Below are 15,717 nucleotides of genomic sequence, written 5' to 3' on the forward strand. Positions count from 1 at the left end.
GGATCGGGCTTCTCTGCCATTGGACTTCCAGGGAGAGAGACTGCGATGTTTGCCCGTCTGGCCCAGAGTGGGGCGCGTCAGGCCGAGATCCTGGAGGTGGTTTTGCGCCACGGTTGGGACTACATGCGCCGCTTGCTCTCTTTTGGCAAGGCTGGGGAACCCCAACTGCCCCCCCCAATGGTGCTGCGCAACATTTTGGTGGATCTGGGGCCGGTCTATGTCAAGCTGGGCCAACTGCTGAGCACCCGTCCGGATCTGTTGCCGCGAGAGTACATCGAGGCCCTCAGCACTCTGCAGGCCGACGTACCTCCTGTTCCCTGGAATGCGGTGGAAATCCTGCTGCGTCAGCAGTTGCGGCAGCCGTTGGAGCAGGTGTTCAGCAGCCTGGACACAGAGTCGGTTGCGGCGGGATCCATTGCCCAGGTCCATCGGGCTTGTCTGGTCAGCGGCGAGTGGGTGGCCCTCAAGATCCAGCGGCCCGGGCTGGAGGCGGTGGTGGAGCGGGATACGCGGCTAATCCGGGGCATTGCCGAGCTGGTGGCGCAAACGGAGTTCGGCAGGTTGGCAGATGTGGTGGCCTTGGCGGATGAGTTCTGCCGGGCCATTCAAGCAGAGCTGGACTTCACCCAGGAAGCCCGCCACACCGAGCAGCTCCGCCAACAGTTGCAAAGGGGGCGTTGGTTTGATCCGGCCCAACTGGTGGTGCCGCGCATCCATTGGCCTCTCACTACGCCAAAGGTGTTGACGCTGGAGTGGATCGAGGGCCGGCCCCTGTTGGAGGCGGATCGCAGCGACGCGGACCCGGAAAACATCGCCCGCCTCTTGACCCGCGCTTTTTTCCAGCAGATCTGCATTGATGGCTATTTCCACGCCGATCCCCACCCCGGCAACCTCTTTTACTTGGGATCCGGTCGCGTGGCCCTGCTGGATTGCGGCATGATTGGGCGGCTGGATCCGCGCACGCAGCAGATTCTGCTGGAGCTGATGCTGGCCATTGTCAGCCTCGATGCCCAGCGCTGTGCCGAATTGACCCTGGAGTTGGCCCTGCCGGAAAGATCCGCGGCCCGCTCGCGGGATCAGACTGTCAGCTTGGCCCAGCTCCAAAGCGACTACGAGCGTCTGCTGCGGCAGTACTACACCCTGAGCATTGCGGAACTCAACTTCAGCCAGCTCTTTTCCGAGATCCTGCAGGCGGCCCGGCGCAACCAGATCCGCATTCCCGGCAATTTGGGCCTCTGTGCCAAGGCGCTGGCCAATTTGGAAGGGATCGCCCGCCAGCTCACCCCCGACTACAACCTGCCGGAGCAGCTTCGCCCCCTGATGGCGGATGTGTTTCGGGCGCAATTGCTGGGGGAGGCCCCTCTGCCCTCGCTGCTGCGCACGGCTTTGGATTTGAAAAATCTCTCTCTGCAATCGCCGCGCCAGATGGAGCTGCTGCTCAGCCGCATCACCTCGGAAACCCAGCGCTGGAACTTGACCATCCAAGAGCTGGACGGGATCCGCAGCAGCCTGGATCAGTCGGCCAACCGCCTCTCCTACAGCATTGTGGTCGGCTCTCTGATCGTCGGGGCCGCCATCATCTCGGCTCAGACGCAGCGCTTCCAGGTCTTTGGGCTGAGCGAACTCCTCTTCGGCGCGGCCAGCCTGTTGGGGCTGTGGCTTGTCATCAGCATCCTGCGCTCCGGTCGCCTGCGCGGCTAGATTGGCTGAGGTTGGCTCATCAGTGGACTCAGGGCCCTACTGCCCTTGTCTGGATCTCGATGTTTCCAAAAGAACACCAAAACGGTATCAACGCCTCCGCGAGCGATCCGCCAAAAGCCGCAAAGGCCGATTCTTTCGTTCGATCCCTCGACGCCTTGCGCCACAAGGCTTTCCGGCCCCAAAACCCCCTCGCCAAAACTCTTTTTGCCGACTTTTTTCCGGATCCCTCGCAAATGGGTCTTGCATTCCTTGCCCTGCTTGGGTTTAATAGGGGTGGGGTTCCCCCTTCGGGGGGATCCCTAGAAATTGGAAACCTACACCAGGAGGCAGCGGATCCCCGTCGCTGGCAGACTGTAGGGTTCCCCCTTCGGGGGGATCCCTAGAAATTGGAAACGGTCATACAGTCGCGTATGAAGTGTAGCGCTTTTTTGTAGTTCCCCCTTCGGGGGGATCCCTAGAAATTGGAAACATCATGTCAACTCCTCCCTTACGTAGGAAGAAACAACACCCAGGAAGTTCCCCCTTCGGGGGGATCCCTAGAAATTGGAAACTCTCGAATGTATTGACACCGCTCTGCGCGGAGTATCTGGTTCCCCCTTCGGGGGGATCCCTAGAAATTGGAAACAGGGCAACAATGGCGAAGTCATCGAGTATGTGTATTCCCGTTCCCCCTTCGGGGGGATCCCTAGAAATTGGAAACGAACGGTTTTAGTAGCCTCCCGATACTTTGGGAAACTGTTCCCCCTTCGGGGGGATCCCTAGAAATTGGAAACAGCGTTGGCTACCACAACCACGATTCTCTCACACCTGTTCCCCCTTCGGGGGGATCCCTAGAAATTGGAAACTTGAAATCCACCATAATTTTGGCGATTTCCCTTACATGTTCCCCCTTCGGGGGGATCCCTAGAAATTGGAAACCCTTGTTTGGCACTCCTATATATATTATGGAACTACCCTAGGGTTCCCCCTTCGGGGGGATCCCTAGAAATTGGAAACGATGCTGAGTCTCGCGAGGTAGAGGAGGAAGATGAGGGTTCCCCCTTCGGGGGGATCCCTAGAAATTGGAAACCATACCTGGATTTGCGAGGTTTTTATCTTGACCGATAGGTTTGCCGTTCCCCCTTCGGGGGGATCCCTAGAAATTGGAAACTGGGTGTTGGGGGAGGAGGGAGTTAGGTTAGATTAAGTTCCCCCTTCGGGGGGATCCCTAGAAATTGGAAACGGGTGTAAGTAGTACTTCCTTAGGTATACTCTTGGATTACTCAAGTTCCCCCTTCGGGGGGATCCCTAGAAATTGGAAACCATCGCCAAACTTCGTGAGGCCCAAAAGGCCGAGCGTCGGGTTCCCCCTTCGGGGGGATCCCTAGAAATTGGAAACCATACCTGGATTTGCGAGGTTTTTATCTTGACCGATAGGTTTGCCGTTCCCCCTTCGGGGGGATCCCTAGAAATTGGAAACTGGGTGTTGGGGGAGGAGGGAGTTAGGTTAGATTAAGTTCCCCCTTCGGGGGGATCCCTAGAAATTGGAAACATGAGCTGGCGAAGTACAAGTACAATCACGAAATAGAGTTCCCCCTTCGGGGGGATCCCTAGAAATTGGAAACTGGAAGAGAATGAGACAATTTCGAGTTGTCTCACCGTTCCCCCTTCGGGGGGATCCCTAGAAATTGGAAACTACAAAGAATTCTTTGCTTCCCGTAAGGGAGTTTGTCCAGTTCCCCCTTCGGGGGGATCCCTAGAAATTGGAAACGTCATTGCCTCCAACCGCTGCAGCAGCTGGTTTAGAGGTTCCCCCTTCGGGGGGATCCCTAGAAATTGGAAACTAATCATGGACGTGGGGCAGATCCCAGCGCTCTGCTGTCTGGTTCCCCCTTCGGGGGGATCCCTAGAAATTGGAAACATTAAGGTCGGCAAGCCCTGCCGCCAATATGTTTAATGCAGGTTCCCCCTTCGGGGGGATCCCTAGAAATTGGAAACGTGTTATTTGATTCCCAAGGTGCGCAGAATTTCGTCCACCTCGTTCCCCCTTCGGGGGGATCCCTAGAAATTGGAAACTGGTGCCTAAAGGCTTCGACGGGAGCAAACCAGTAAAGCTGGTCAAATGGTTCCCCCTTCGGGGGGATCCCTAGAAATTGGAAACGAGACGAAGAAATCACGACCATTGATTAAGCACGCTTCAGTTCCCCCTTCGGGGGGATCCCTAGAAATTGGAAACAGCTGAATATCTACCGGGCACATGTAAGCCCGGCAGTGGTTCCCCCTTCGGGGGGATCCCTAGAAATTGGAAACTTGAAGTCCTGGGTAATAATTACCTCGAACTTATCTTTCAGTTCCCCCTTCGGGGGGATCCCTAGAAATTGGAAACTCTGCGACCATCATAACCGTCTGCACAACATGATTCGTTTAAGTTCCCCCTTCGGGGGGATCCCTAGAAATTGGAAACTAGATTCCCAATTTGGCTTTCAATTCCGCAAGCTCTTCATCCTCGTTCCCCCTTCGGGGGGATCCCTAGAAATTGGAAACGTCCCGTCAACTAGAGCGAAGTAAAAGTTGGAAACGTTCAAGTTCCCCCTTCGGGGGGATCCCTAGAAATTGGAAACAGTGATGATTAATTCACACACTCCCTTAACTAAGGAGTTCCCCCTTCGGGGGGATCCCTAGAAATTGGAAACTATCCCTGATGAAGGGAGGTAATCATGATCACTCTTCTAGGTTCCCCCTTCGGGGGGATCCCTAGAAATTGGAAACTCAATTCATGGACAACATGTCTCTGTGAAGTATTGAGTAGTTGTTCCCCCTTCGGGGGGATCCCTAGAAATTGGAAACTCCAAGATTGTACTCCAGCATTGTTACAAAGGCCTCCAAGTTCCCCCTTCGGGGGGATCCCTAGAAATTGGAAACCTACCCTGATAAAGGGAGGTACATATGTCTAAGTTTCAAATGTTCCCCCTTCGGGGGGATCCCTAGAAATTGGAAACAACAAGCATTTTTCTTTTGATTAATTATTATTACTTGGTTTTGTTCCCCCTTCGGGGGGATCCCTAGAAATTGGAAACAACGGAGAAAGACCTTGGATTGAGTTGGATGCCACATTTGGTTCCCCCTTCGGGGGGATCCCTAGAAATTGGAAACCAAACGGATGACGAGGAAGTCGTACATAGCTGATCAGTTCCCCCTTCGGGGGGATCCCTAGAAATTGGAAACTTTTTAGGTGAGCAAGTATACAAGTACATAAATAAAGCAGGTTCCCCCTTCGGGGGGATCCCTAGAAATTGGAAACAATCCCCTCTATTTCCAGGTCTTTGATCTATATTATGAGTTCCCCCTTCGGGGGGATCCCTAGAAATTGGAAACGCCAAAGACCCGAAGGCTTGGGGAATCACTTCTTTCACCAGTTCCCCCTTCGGGGGGATCCCTAGAAATTGGAAACCCTAGTCAAGTGCAGCAACTAAACCAACTCGCTGACTAATGTTCCCCCTTCGGGGGGATCCCTAGAAATTGGAAACTAACTAACAATGCTTTAGACTTTAAGATTTTGCTTTCAAATTAAAAGTTCCCCCTTCGGGGGGATCCCTAGAAATTGGAAACGGCGGCACAGGCATCTTGATGCGACGAGCGAATGCTGTTCCCCCTTCGGGGGGATCCCTAGAAATTGGAAACTAACCAGGTTCGGCTGCAGTATTTAATTGGGAAGACGGTTCCCCCTTCGGGGGGATCCCTAGAAATTGGAAACCTCCCGAACCTTCTCGGGATTAATGGGAACTATTTCACTCGGCGTTCCCCCTTCGGGGGGATCCCTAGAAATTGGAAACATGATCTGCTCTTTGGTGTACTTTGCCATAGTAAAACCGTTCCCCCTTCGGGGGGATCCCTAGAAATTGGAAACGGTCTTGAAACCAGGCAGGCTTTCTTGTATTCGTCAAAGTCATGTTCCCCCTTCGGGGGGATCCCTAGAAATTGGAAACTTCATTACAATCGCTAACATCCAAATCAAGGAGAAGTGTTCCCCCTTCGGGGGGATCCCTAGAAATTGGAAACATTACTTTTGTTACTATATAAGTACAAACTAGTAAGTAAGCGTTCCCCCTTCGGGGGGATCCCTAGAAATTGGAAACACTCTTATCCTCGAAGAGAGTGATGGTAGCGAGGTCATGTTCCCCCTTCGGGGGGATCCCTAGAAATTGGAAACTAGAATCGGGGTTAACCGAGGTCTGCTGCTTCTCACCGAACTTGTTCCCCCTTCGGGGGGATCCCTAGAAATTGGAAACTTTCCAAGCTTTTACAGACTCTGTTTCTTCGTCTGCTATTGTTCCCCCTTCGGGGGGATCCCTAGAAATTGGAAACTGTAGAGTTATTTATTTTTAGGCAGACTTTGTTGTTCACGTTCCCCCTTCGGGGGGATCCCTAGAAATTGGAAACATTCATCAGGGCTCGTCTAGTTACCAACAGTCTCAAAGAGACTGTTCCCCCTTCGGGGGGATCCCTAGAAATTGGAAACCCAACCTTGCGTGAGCGGCATAGATCTCATTTGTGACATACTGTTCCCCCTTCGGGGGGATCCCTAGAAATTGGAAACAGGAGTCTCGATTTGAGGATTGGTGTTTCAATTATTCACAGTTCCCCCTTCGGGGGGATCCCTAGAAATTGGAAACTAGAAAGAACACCCAGGTGTGAACCTGGGTGTTTGGAGCGTTCCCCCTTCGGGGGGATCCCTAGAAATTGGAAACCGCCCGCGAATGGCTGCGGTTGGAGGCTCTGCGGCAACGGTTCCCCCTTCGGGGGGATCCCTAGAAATTGGAAACTTGTCCGAATATCTCGACCCCATATGGTTCGAGTGACCTACGTTCCCCCTTCGGGGGGATCCCTAGAAATTGGAAACAACTTAGTATCCTTCAAAAGAGGAGCAGGTAAGAAGCTATTGTTCCCCCTTCGGGGGGATCCCTAGAAATTGGAAACATCACCCATCCGTTGCGATGGGGGGCCGCAATTAAGTAGCGGGGTTCCCCCTTCGGGGGGATCCCTAGAAATTGGAAACAGGAGATAATCCTGGGTGTCTTGTTTGGGGGAGATTAGAGTTCCCCCTTCGGGGGGATCCCTAGAAATTGGAAACAATACCTTGGCCCTGCGAGGTGGGGACCACCCTTATGGGTTGTTCCCCCTTCGGGGGGATCCCTAGAAATTGGAAACTAAACCGGACACCGCTCTTGGTACGTTGGACTCGCGTGTTGGTTCCCCCTTCGGGGGGATCCCTAGAAATTGGAAACAAGCGTATGGCATCCAGTGTACTCACTTTAGCGATTATGTTCCCCCTTCGGGGGGATCCCTAGAAATTGGAAACTTCTTACGTCCCAGATGGTCCCTAAACCACAGTAGTTTACCATCCCAATTTCTAGGGATCCCCCCGAGTTCCCCCTTCGGGGGGATCCCTAGAAATTGGAAACCTGTAAGACCCACCCCGGGTCCCAAGGGTGTGTCTATGTTCCCCCTTCGGGGGGATCCCTAGAAATTGGAAACTCGTTAGATAAGGGAGTAAGAAGGCCTAGTTCAGGTATTTGTTCCCCCTTCGGGGGGATCCCTAGAAATTGGAAACTCCCGATACTTTGGGAAACTTGGCTGGGTGTGGAGTCCTTTGTTCCCCCTTCGGGGGGATCCCTAGAAATTGGAAACTTGTTGGATCCCTTGCCGCGTTGGGTTGTATTTGTTGAGTCAGTTTCCCTGTGGTGAGGGATTCCTGAGGATGGGGAAAGGACTCAACAGCTTGCACCGGCTGGCGCGTCAGCATGCGCTTCGGGTTTTGGATGTTGCCGGTATAACCCTCAATGGCTCGCAACCTTGGGATATTCAAGTTCACGACGAGCGGCTATATCTGCGCTGCCTGCTCTATGGATCCCTGGGCCTTGGCGAGGCATACATGGAGGGCTGGTGGGATTGTGCCGCCATTGATGAGTTGATTTGTCGTCTCCTGACCACCCAGGCGCCGCAGCGGGTGGGTTGGCTAATTCAGCCCCTACTTGGGCTGGACAGTCGCCTCATCAACCGCCAGCGGGGCAAGGGGGCATTTGTCATTGGCCGGCGCCACTATGACATTGGCAACGATCTCTATGAGGCCATGCTGGATCGCCGCATGATCTATAGCTGTGCCTATTGGGATGGGGGTGCGCAAACTCTGGATGAAGCCCAGGAGGCCAAACTTGACCTCATTGCCCGCAAGCTGGAACTCCAACCCGGCATGCGGGTGCTCGACATCGGCTGTGGCTGGGGAGGCACAGCGCAGTACCTGGCCGAACGCTATGGAGTGCAGGTTGTGGGCATCACCGTCTCAAAAGAGCAAGCCAAACTGGCCAGCGAACGCTGCCGCGGCCTGCCGGTCGAGATTCGGTTAGAAGACTATCGCCAGACCCAGGGAAAGTTTGATCGCATCCTTTCTGTCGGCATGTTTGAACATGTTGGCTACCGAAACTACCGAACGTTTATGCAGGTAGCGCGCCGCTTGTTGAACGACAATGGCTTGTTTCTTCTGCACACCATCGGCAGCAACGTGGCCTACCAGGGGCGGGATCCCTGGATTGAGCGCTACATTTTCCCCAACTCGATGCTGCCCTCGCCTCATCTGATTACTGCAGCCTTTGAGGGCTTATTTGTGCTGGAAGACTGGCACAATTTTGGGATCAATTACGTGGCCACCTTAAAAGCCTGGCACGCCAATTTCGAGCAGGCATGGCCAAAATTAGCCGACCGCTACGATGAGCGCTTTCTCCGCATGTGGCGGCTCTATCTCCTGATGAGTGCCGGTAGCTTCAAGGCCCGGGCCAGCCAACTTTGGCAACTGGTCCTCTCACCACGGGGAGTAAGTGGCGGCTATCGCTCGCTTCGGTAACGACAGTCCCAAAAGTTTGCAGGTGCCCCTGCGCCCTCGCTGAGTGGGGGTGTTATGATGAGTTTGATTATCATTCTCACTCTAGACAAGCTGAGGGATGCCCGCAGCTCTGCAGCAAATTGTCAATCGCTTCCAGAAGGCCAAGACCTCGCGGCAGAAGTATGAGCTTCTCCTAGCCTATGCCAAGCGCCTGCCACCCTTTCCCGAAGCGGAGAGGAAGGAGGAGAACCTAGTCAGAGGTTGCGCTTCGCGGGTATGGCTGGCCACCGAGTTTAGGGAGGGCAAGGTCTACATCCAAGGGGATGCCGATGCTCAGTTGGTCAAGGGTTTGGTGGCCATTGTGGTGGAGGGGCTAAGTGGCCTAGCGCCGGAAGAGATTTTGGGGGTTTCCCCAGAGTTTGTGCGGGAGATGGGCCTCAATTTCAGCCTTAGCCCTTCCAGGAGCAACGGTCTGGTGAGCATGTTTTCGATGCTGCGGCAGAGGGCCTTGGCTTTTGGGAAGTCAGTTGCTTCCAGCTCTGCTGTCTCTGTTGTCTTGTGAGGTATTCAGGCTCATGACTGATCAAGCTAACTCTATCCGTTCGGCTCGACCGGTGCGATCGCTGGTCTCGCTGCTGGCCGCCCTCTCGGTCGGGATCCTGGGAAGCCTGCAGATGCGCCAAGAAGAGTCCCGGGCCCAGCAGGGATCCAGCCCCCCAAAGGTGGTGACCACGATTTTGCCGATAACGCAATTTACCCGTGCTGTGGCCGGGGATCGGGTAGAAGTCACGCCACTCCTTCCCCCTCAGATGGGGCCCCACGACTTTCAGGCTCGACCTGAGGAGGTTCGTTTGCTGGCTCAGGCGGATGTGCTGGTGATCAACGGGTTGGGTATGGAAACGTTTTTGGAAGGGTTGATCGCCAGCGCTGGGAACCCCCAATTGCAAATCGTTGACAGCAGCGAAGGGATCCCGACTTTGCAGACGGAGAAGCCAGAGCATGGGCACGGCCACAGTCACGGACATTCTCATGGCCATTCTCACGGGCACGGTCATGGACACTCTCATGGGCACAGCCACGGCAAGTTCAACCCCCACATTTGGCTGGATCCCAGGCGGGCTATTCAGCAGGTGGAAAACATCCGAGACGGCTTAATCGCTGCGGATCCGGCAGGGGCGGAGATCTACCGGGCCAATGCGGCTGCTTTTATCGAGAAGCTCAAGGCTTTGGATGAGGAGATTGCCGCTCGGCTAGCTCCCTTTGCCGGAAGAAGCTTTGTGGTCTTCCACGACTTTGCCCCCTATTTTGCCGAGCGCTACAACCTCAAAGCCGAGTTCTTGGTGGAGATCCCAGAGGCCAATCCTTCTCCAGAAGATGTGCGACGGGTGATGGAGACGGTGCGGGAGTCGGGCCTGAAGACCATCTTGGTGGAACCTCAGGTGGGAGACAACAACCCCTTCCAGATCTTGGCCAGGGATTTGGGGGTGGAAGTGCGGGTTTTCGATCCCATCGAGACTGCCGGCCCTGAGGGGATCGAGCCGGAATATTACCTGACCATCCTGCGGCAAAACGTGGAGAACCTGGTCTCCGCCTTTGAGAAGGAGACGGCCTTCCTGCCCCTGCAATTGCCGCTGCTGGGCCAAGCTGCTCTCGAACACCTGCTGGCGAGGGGGCGATGATCTCCTGCTCCGGCGAGGTTGTCCTGCGCGTCGAGGGGCTGACGGTCTATCGGGGATCCCGCTTGGCAGTACAGAATGTGTCATTTGAGCTGAGGGCGGGATCCCATACGGCCATTGTCGGCCCCAATGGCGCTGGCAAAAGTACCTTGGTGCAGGCCATCTTGGGGATCCTGCCGCGGCAGTGCGGCTCGGTTTGGATTCTGGGAGAGCCGGTGCGCCTGTCCGGCTATTTGCCCCCGTCAGTGCGGCAGCAGGTGGCTTACGTGCCCCAGCGTTTTCAGTTCAATCCTGGGATCCCCATGGTGGTGGAGGAGTTTGTGGCTTTGGGTTGGGGGGCGTTGCAACCCCGCTGGCCCTGGCAGCAGCGCTCTGCTCGGCAGCAGGCGGTGAAAGAGGCGTTGGAACGGGTCGGCGCATCCCACCTGTCCTCTAAGGCTTTGGGCCAGCTCAGCGGCGGGGAGCTGAAACGGGTGCTGTTGGCCTATTGCTTGGCTTGGCCGCGGCGGTTGCTTATCCTCGACGAGGCACCGGCAGGCTTAGATACGCTCAGCGAGGGGGAGTTTTACCGGCTCTTGGAAGAGCTGCGCCAATCTCTGGGCTGGGCCATTTTGCAGATCTCCCATGATCTGGAAATGGTGTCTTGCTATTGCGACCGCGTGCTGTGCCTCAACCAATCCCTCATCTGCCAGGGATCTCCCCAGGTGGCTTTGGCACCAGAAGTGCTGAGCCGGGTTTATGGGCCTGTTCGCGACAGCGGTGCGGAGCACCATTTTGTCCGCTACCACCGTCGCTGAGGGGAAGGCGATGTTGGAGGGCTGGGTGCGGGTAGTGGAGCTGTTGCAGTTGCCCTTTATGCAGCGGGCCATGCTGGGTGGGATCCTCACCGGCACGACAGGTGGGCTGCTGGGCAGTTTTGTTATTCTGCGGCAACTGTCGTTTTTTAGCGATGCCCTGGGGCATTCGGCTCTGCTGGGGATTGTTTTGGGAGTGCTGCTGGGGCTGAATCCCACCGTGGTGTTGATGGTGTTTGGGGTGGGATTTGCTTTGGGCGTCACCTTTGTCTTGGAGCGCACTCAACTGTCGGCGGATGCGGTGCTGAACATCATCTACTCTTCCTCTTTGGCGCTGGCCGTTATCGCCCTCAGCTTGCTGCCCGGCTATCGGGGCAACCTCAACCAGTTGTTGTTTGGGGAGATTTTGGGGATCAGCCCGGCAGCCCTGTGGACGAGCGGGATCCTCTTGCTGATCAGCTCGGCCTATGTGGGATTGACTTTGCCCTCCCAAATGTTGCTGACCCTGGATGAGCCGCTGGCGCGGGCGCGGGGGGTTCAGGTGGGCTGGCAGAAGCTGGCTTTTGTGGTGTTGCTGGCTGTGGTGGTGGCGCTCTCAATTCGCTCTGTGGGGGTGTTGCTGGTGAGCGCTTTTGTGGTCATCCCAGCCTCGACGGCAAGGCTTTTGGGATCCCGCTTTACAACCTATGTGCTGCTGGCCATAGGTATCGGGGGACTGAGCGCGGTGCTGGGGATGATCGCCTCGGCAACCTTCAACCTGCCCTCCGGCCCCAGCATTGTTGCCACCCAGTTGCTCTTTTTTCTCCTAGCTATGGCGCTCAAGGGGGTGTCGCAACTCCTGCAGCTCTAGCTAGCGGCAATCCAAGAGCTCTCTCGGGCAGCGGCTTTTCCTGCAGAAGCTGGCCAAACAGGCGGCGATAGCTCTCTGGAAAGACCTGCCCGCTGAGGGTGGGCTGCTCGTAGACGCGCTTGAGGGTGTTGAGATCCCGCTTGGTAATGTTGGGCACCCGCAACATCCGCCGATTGCCGGTAGCCGCCGCATGGTGTCCGCCATACATCAGATCCCGCAGGTTCGGGCTATGGCCCCACAGCCCCAGCCCATGCCCGATCTCGTGTCGGGCCACCGCCGTTATTTCGGCCAACCCCTGTCCTTCTGCAATGACGATGCGCACCCGCTGCTGCAAAGAGCCATCGGAGGCGAAGAAAAACTCCGGCCGGGCCGCCCCAGCCACCCCGCCGCCAATAGGAGGAACGCGGTAAATGCTCATCCCGTAGAAAGCCTCCTCCTCTTTGGCCACCACCTTGAGCGGGATGTAGGCCGACCACTCCTTCACCGCTTGCTCCACGGAGGCCTTCCACTGGGGGTGATCCCCTTGGATGTAGATAGGGACGGGATAGAAGGCCCACTGGGCATAGGCTCCACCTGGCAAAAGCGGCTCGATTTCCTCAAAGTAGTCTCCCACCGCCTTGTCGTAGGCGTAGCGATCCAGGCCGGGGGGGAGTTTGAGCCGCATCGGCTGCGGCAGTTCTCCGGCTTGAGTTTGAGCCTGGGCTTGCAGGGCTTCAATGCCAAAAAAGTGGGGAACCAGCAGGGATCCCCTGCCCCCCACTGCCAAAGTGAGGAGCATCGTCCAGCCGAGGATGCAAAGCTGTAAAAGGCGTCGCCGCATCAAAGCCGCCCTTCCGCACTTGTTTCTCTACAAGGTTAGTGGCTCGGAAAGCAAGTGTCATTCACGTCAGCGGTGCGGAGCACTTTGGGGGCCAAGACGGGGACGGTGGTCTATAATCCTGCCAATCCTCCCATTGCGTTCGCGCCAGCGGTGCGGAGCGCTTTCGTCGCCATGATCGAGGCTGTTCCTGCTGCCGATTCTGCCTTGCTGACCGTACAAGGGCTGCGGGTTTTCTTGCCCAGCCGCACAGTTGGCGTCAGCAGGAGGGAGCCTTCGGGATCCCCGGTGGTGGATGGGCTGTCTTTCCAGATCGGGATCGGCCAGACCTTGGGCCTGGTGGGGGAGTCGGGATCCGGCAAAACCATGACCGCCCTGACGCTGATCGATCTTCTGCCCAGCTCGGCTCGGGTGGAGGGCAAAATCCTCTTCAAGGGCCCTGACGGAACGGTGGACTGGCTGCAGTTGGATCCCCGACAACGGCGGCGCTATCGCGGATCCCAGATCGCCATGATTTTCCAGGAGCCGAGCACCGCCCTCAACCCCCTCTACACTTGTGGCCAGCAGTTGCAGGAAACCCTGAGGGCCAACACCTCTCTAACGCCGGTGGAGATCCGCGCCCAGGCCATTCGCCTGTTCGAGGAGGTGCAGCTTTCTCCCCAGATGCTGGAGCGCTACCCTCATCAGCTCTCCGGCGGCCAAATCCAACGGGCGGCCATCGCCTGTGCCATCGCCTCCAATCCCCAACTGTTGATTGCCGATGAGCCGACCACCGCTCTAGATGTTACGGTGCAAGCGGAAATCCTGCGCCTGCTCTGGGAGCTGCAGCAGCACCGGCAGATGGCCATCCTCTTCATCACCCACGATCTCAATTTGGTGGCCGAACTGGCAGATCAGGTGGTGGTGATGCGCCGGGGCCAAGCTGTGGAACAGGGATCGGTGGAGCAGATCTTTCGGGATCCCCAGCATCCCTACACCCGCGGCCTGTTGGCCTGTCGCCCGGTGTTGGAGCGGCGGTTGCGGCGGTTGCCCACCGTCCAGGATTTTCTGGAAAAAGGGGGATCCCCAGAGGAGCAGTGGCAGCAGGTGGAGATCCCGGCTGCCGTTCGCGTAAGCGGGACGGAGTCCTTAGAGGAAGAACGGCTGCGCCGGCTGTACAGTCAGCCCCCCCTGCTGCAGGTGCGGGATCTGCGAACCCACTACGCCGTCCGTCGAGGGCCATTTGGCCGCCAGGTGGGCGAGATCCGAGCTGTGGATGGGATCAGCTTTGACCTCTACCCCGGAGAGACCTTGGGGCTGGTGGGAGAGTCCGGCTGCGGCAAAACCACCCTGGGGCGAACCCTGTTGCGCCTGGTCCGTGCCAGCTCTGGCCAGGTGATCTACGACGGCGAGGAGCTGCTCCGCTTGCCGCCCCAACGCTTACGTCGTCTCCGCCGCGAGATTCAGCTGATCTTTCAGGATCCGGCAGCCTCACTGGATCCGCGCATGAGTGTGGGAGCCAGCGTCATAGAGCCAATGGCCCTGCACGGGATTGGGAGAAATGCTGCTGAGCGACGAGCACGGGCCCAACGCCTGTTTGAACGGGTAGGGTTGGATCCGGAAGCGCTGGATCGCCTGCCCCACCAGTTTTCCGGAGGACAGCGGCAGCGGATCTGTATTGCCCGCGCCCTGGCCTCGGAGCCCCGCCTGATCGTCTGCGATGAGGCAGTGTCTTCCCTGGATGTCTCCGTGCAGGCCCAGGTGCTGAACTTGCTCAAGGATCTGCAGGAGGAACTGGGGTTGGCCTACCTGTTCATCTCCCACGACCTGAGCGTGGTCAAGTTCATGAGCGACCGCATCATGGTCATGAACCGGGGCCGCATCGAAGAGCTTGGCCCCGCCTCCCAGATCTACCAGCAGCCGCAGCAGGACTACACCCGCCGCCTCATCGCCGCGTTCGCGCCAGCGGTGCGGAGCACTTCCCCCAAAGGGAGATCCGTTCGCGATAGCGGGCCGTAGGCCTTAAAAACGCACCCATTTGCCCCAAACGGGTTGAAAAGTTTCCCCTGCATCCGGCTCCGGGCTGGGCAACCCTGCGGGTTAACTTCGCAGTAAGATTTGCAATGAGGCTAAAATTAAGTAAACTTCCAGTCGTAAAGCTTCGGCTCTTTGTTAGCACATTTAACAAAACGTTTTATCCGCAGTTTGGGCTGCAACCGGCTATGGCTCGCATACTCATTATTGAGGACGACCCTTCGATTCTGGATATCCTGCGCATCAATCTGGAGTTGGCGGGCTACGAGGTTGTGAAGGCCACCGATGGGGTGCGCGGACAAGCACTGGCTCTGCAAGTTCTCCCCGATCTGATCATCCTCGACCTGATGCTGCCCCAGGTAGATGGCCTGACCGTTTGTCAGCGCTTGCGGCGGGAGGAGCGTACCAGCGAGATCCCGATTTTGATGCTCACCGCCCTCGGCCAAACCCAGGACAAGATCGAGGGCTTTAATGCCGGTGCCGACGACTACCTGACCAAGCCTTTTGAGGTGCAGGAGCTGCTGGTGCGGGTGCGGGCCCTGCTGCGTCGCTCAGACCGGATCCCACAGGCGGCCAAGCATGGGGAGATCCTCACCTATGGCCCTCTCACGCTGGTGCCGGAGCGCTTTGAGGCGTTGTGGTTCGGCAAAACGATCAAGCTCACCCACCTGGAGTTTGACCTGCTCCACTGTCTGATGCAGCGACATGGGCAGACCGTTTCCCCCAGCGAAATCCTGCAGGAGGTGTGGGGCTACGAGCCCGACGACGACATCGAGACCATCCGTGTTCACATCCGCCACCTGCGCACCAAGCTGGAGCCGGATCCCCGCCACCCCCAGTACATCAAAACCGTCTATGGGGCGGGCTACTGTCTGGAATTGCCCAACATCGCCGATCCCGTCCCACCGCAGCCAGAGCTGGCGAAAGATTCCCACAAATAATGATTCTTTCATGATTCTTGAGGATGCTGCTCACGCAACTGCTAATCTAGGGGATGCCCTGCTGCAGAT

9 protein-coding genes and 1 CRISPR repeat array are annotated in these 15,717 nt (G+C 56.9%); of the genes, 8 read left to right on the top strand and 1 reads right to left on the bottom strand.

Going from position 1 to position 15,717, the window contains the following annotated elements:
* Positions 1-45: 45 nt before the first annotated feature.
* The 6 genes from NW842_RS05535 to NW842_RS05560 all read left to right on the top strand — a co-directional run bounded on the left by NW842_RS05535 (position 46) and on the right by NW842_RS05560 (position 11,877).
* Positions 46-1,701, top strand: coding sequence for an ABC1 kinase family protein (locus NW842_RS05535; RefSeq protein ID WP_414374385.1), 1,656 nt, complete (start codon positions 46-48; stop codon positions 1,699-1,701).
* A gap of 278 nt (positions 1,702-1,979) precedes the next feature.
* A CRISPR array of direct repeats spans positions 1,980-7,368; the repeat unit is 36 nt; unit sequence GTTCCCCCTTCGGGGGGATCCCTAGAAATTGGAAAC.
* A 70-nt stretch (positions 7,369-7,438) separates the two neighbouring features.
* On the top strand, positions 7,439-8,578 hold the full coding sequence (cfa, locus tag NW842_RS05540) for a cyclopropane fatty acyl phospholipid synthase (protein ID WP_414374387.1): 1,140 nt from the start codon (positions 7,439-7,441) through the stop codon (positions 8,576-8,578).
* A 97-nt stretch (positions 8,579-8,675) separates the two neighbouring features.
* Positions 8,676-9,119, top strand: a complete 444-nt coding sequence (locus tag NW842_RS05545) for a SufE family protein (RefSeq protein ID WP_414329195.1) — start codon at positions 8,676-8,678, stop codon at positions 9,117-9,119.
* 13 nt (positions 9,120-9,132) lie between these two features.
* A complete protein-coding gene (locus tag NW842_RS05550) occupies positions 9,133-10,236 on the top strand; it encodes a metal ABC transporter solute-binding protein, Zn/Mn family (RefSeq protein WP_414374388.1) in 1,104 nt (367 codons plus the stop codon).
* Positions 10,233-11,030 carry a metal ABC transporter ATP-binding protein gene (locus NW842_RS05555; protein WP_414374390.1) on the top strand — a complete coding sequence of 266 codons (798 nt, stop codon included), beginning with the start codon at positions 10,233-10,235 and terminating at the stop codon, positions 11,028-11,030. Before NW842_RS05550 ends, NW842_RS05555 begins: the two co-directional genes overlap by 4 nt.
* Before the next feature lie 10 nt (positions 11,031-11,040).
* A complete protein-coding gene (locus NW842_RS05560) occupies positions 11,041-11,877 on the top strand; it encodes a metal ABC transporter permease (protein WP_414374396.1) in 837 nt (278 codons plus the stop codon).
* Here the strand turns inward: NW842_RS05560 and NW842_RS05565 are convergent.
* Positions 11,846-12,697, bottom strand: coding sequence for a hypothetical protein (locus NW842_RS05565; RefSeq protein ID WP_414374392.1), 852 nt, complete (start codon positions 12,695-12,697; stop codon positions 11,846-11,848). The two genes, NW842_RS05560 and NW842_RS05565, sit on opposite strands and share 32 nt — an antisense overlap.
* A gap of 171 nt (positions 12,698-12,868) precedes the next feature.
* Between NW842_RS05565 and NW842_RS05570 the strand changes: the two genes are divergently transcribed.
* Both NW842_RS05570 and NW842_RS05575 read left to right on the top strand, forming a co-directional pair.
* Positions 12,869-14,692 carry a dipeptide ABC transporter ATP-binding protein gene (locus tag NW842_RS05570; protein ID WP_414417639.1) on the top strand — a complete coding sequence of 608 codons (1,824 nt, stop codon included), beginning with the start codon at positions 12,869-12,871 and terminating at the stop codon, positions 14,690-14,692.
* A 203-nt stretch (positions 14,693-14,895) separates the two neighbouring features.
* A complete protein-coding gene (locus tag NW842_RS05575) occupies positions 14,896-15,648 on the top strand; it encodes a response regulator transcription factor (RefSeq protein ID WP_011431916.1) in 753 nt (250 codons plus the stop codon).
* Positions 15,649-15,717: the final 69 nt, after the last annotated feature.

It is taken from the genome of Synechococcus sp. R55.4, assembly GCF_047461935.1.
Lineage (GTDB): Bacteria > Cyanobacteriota > Cyanobacteriia > Thermostichales > Thermostichaceae > Thermostichus.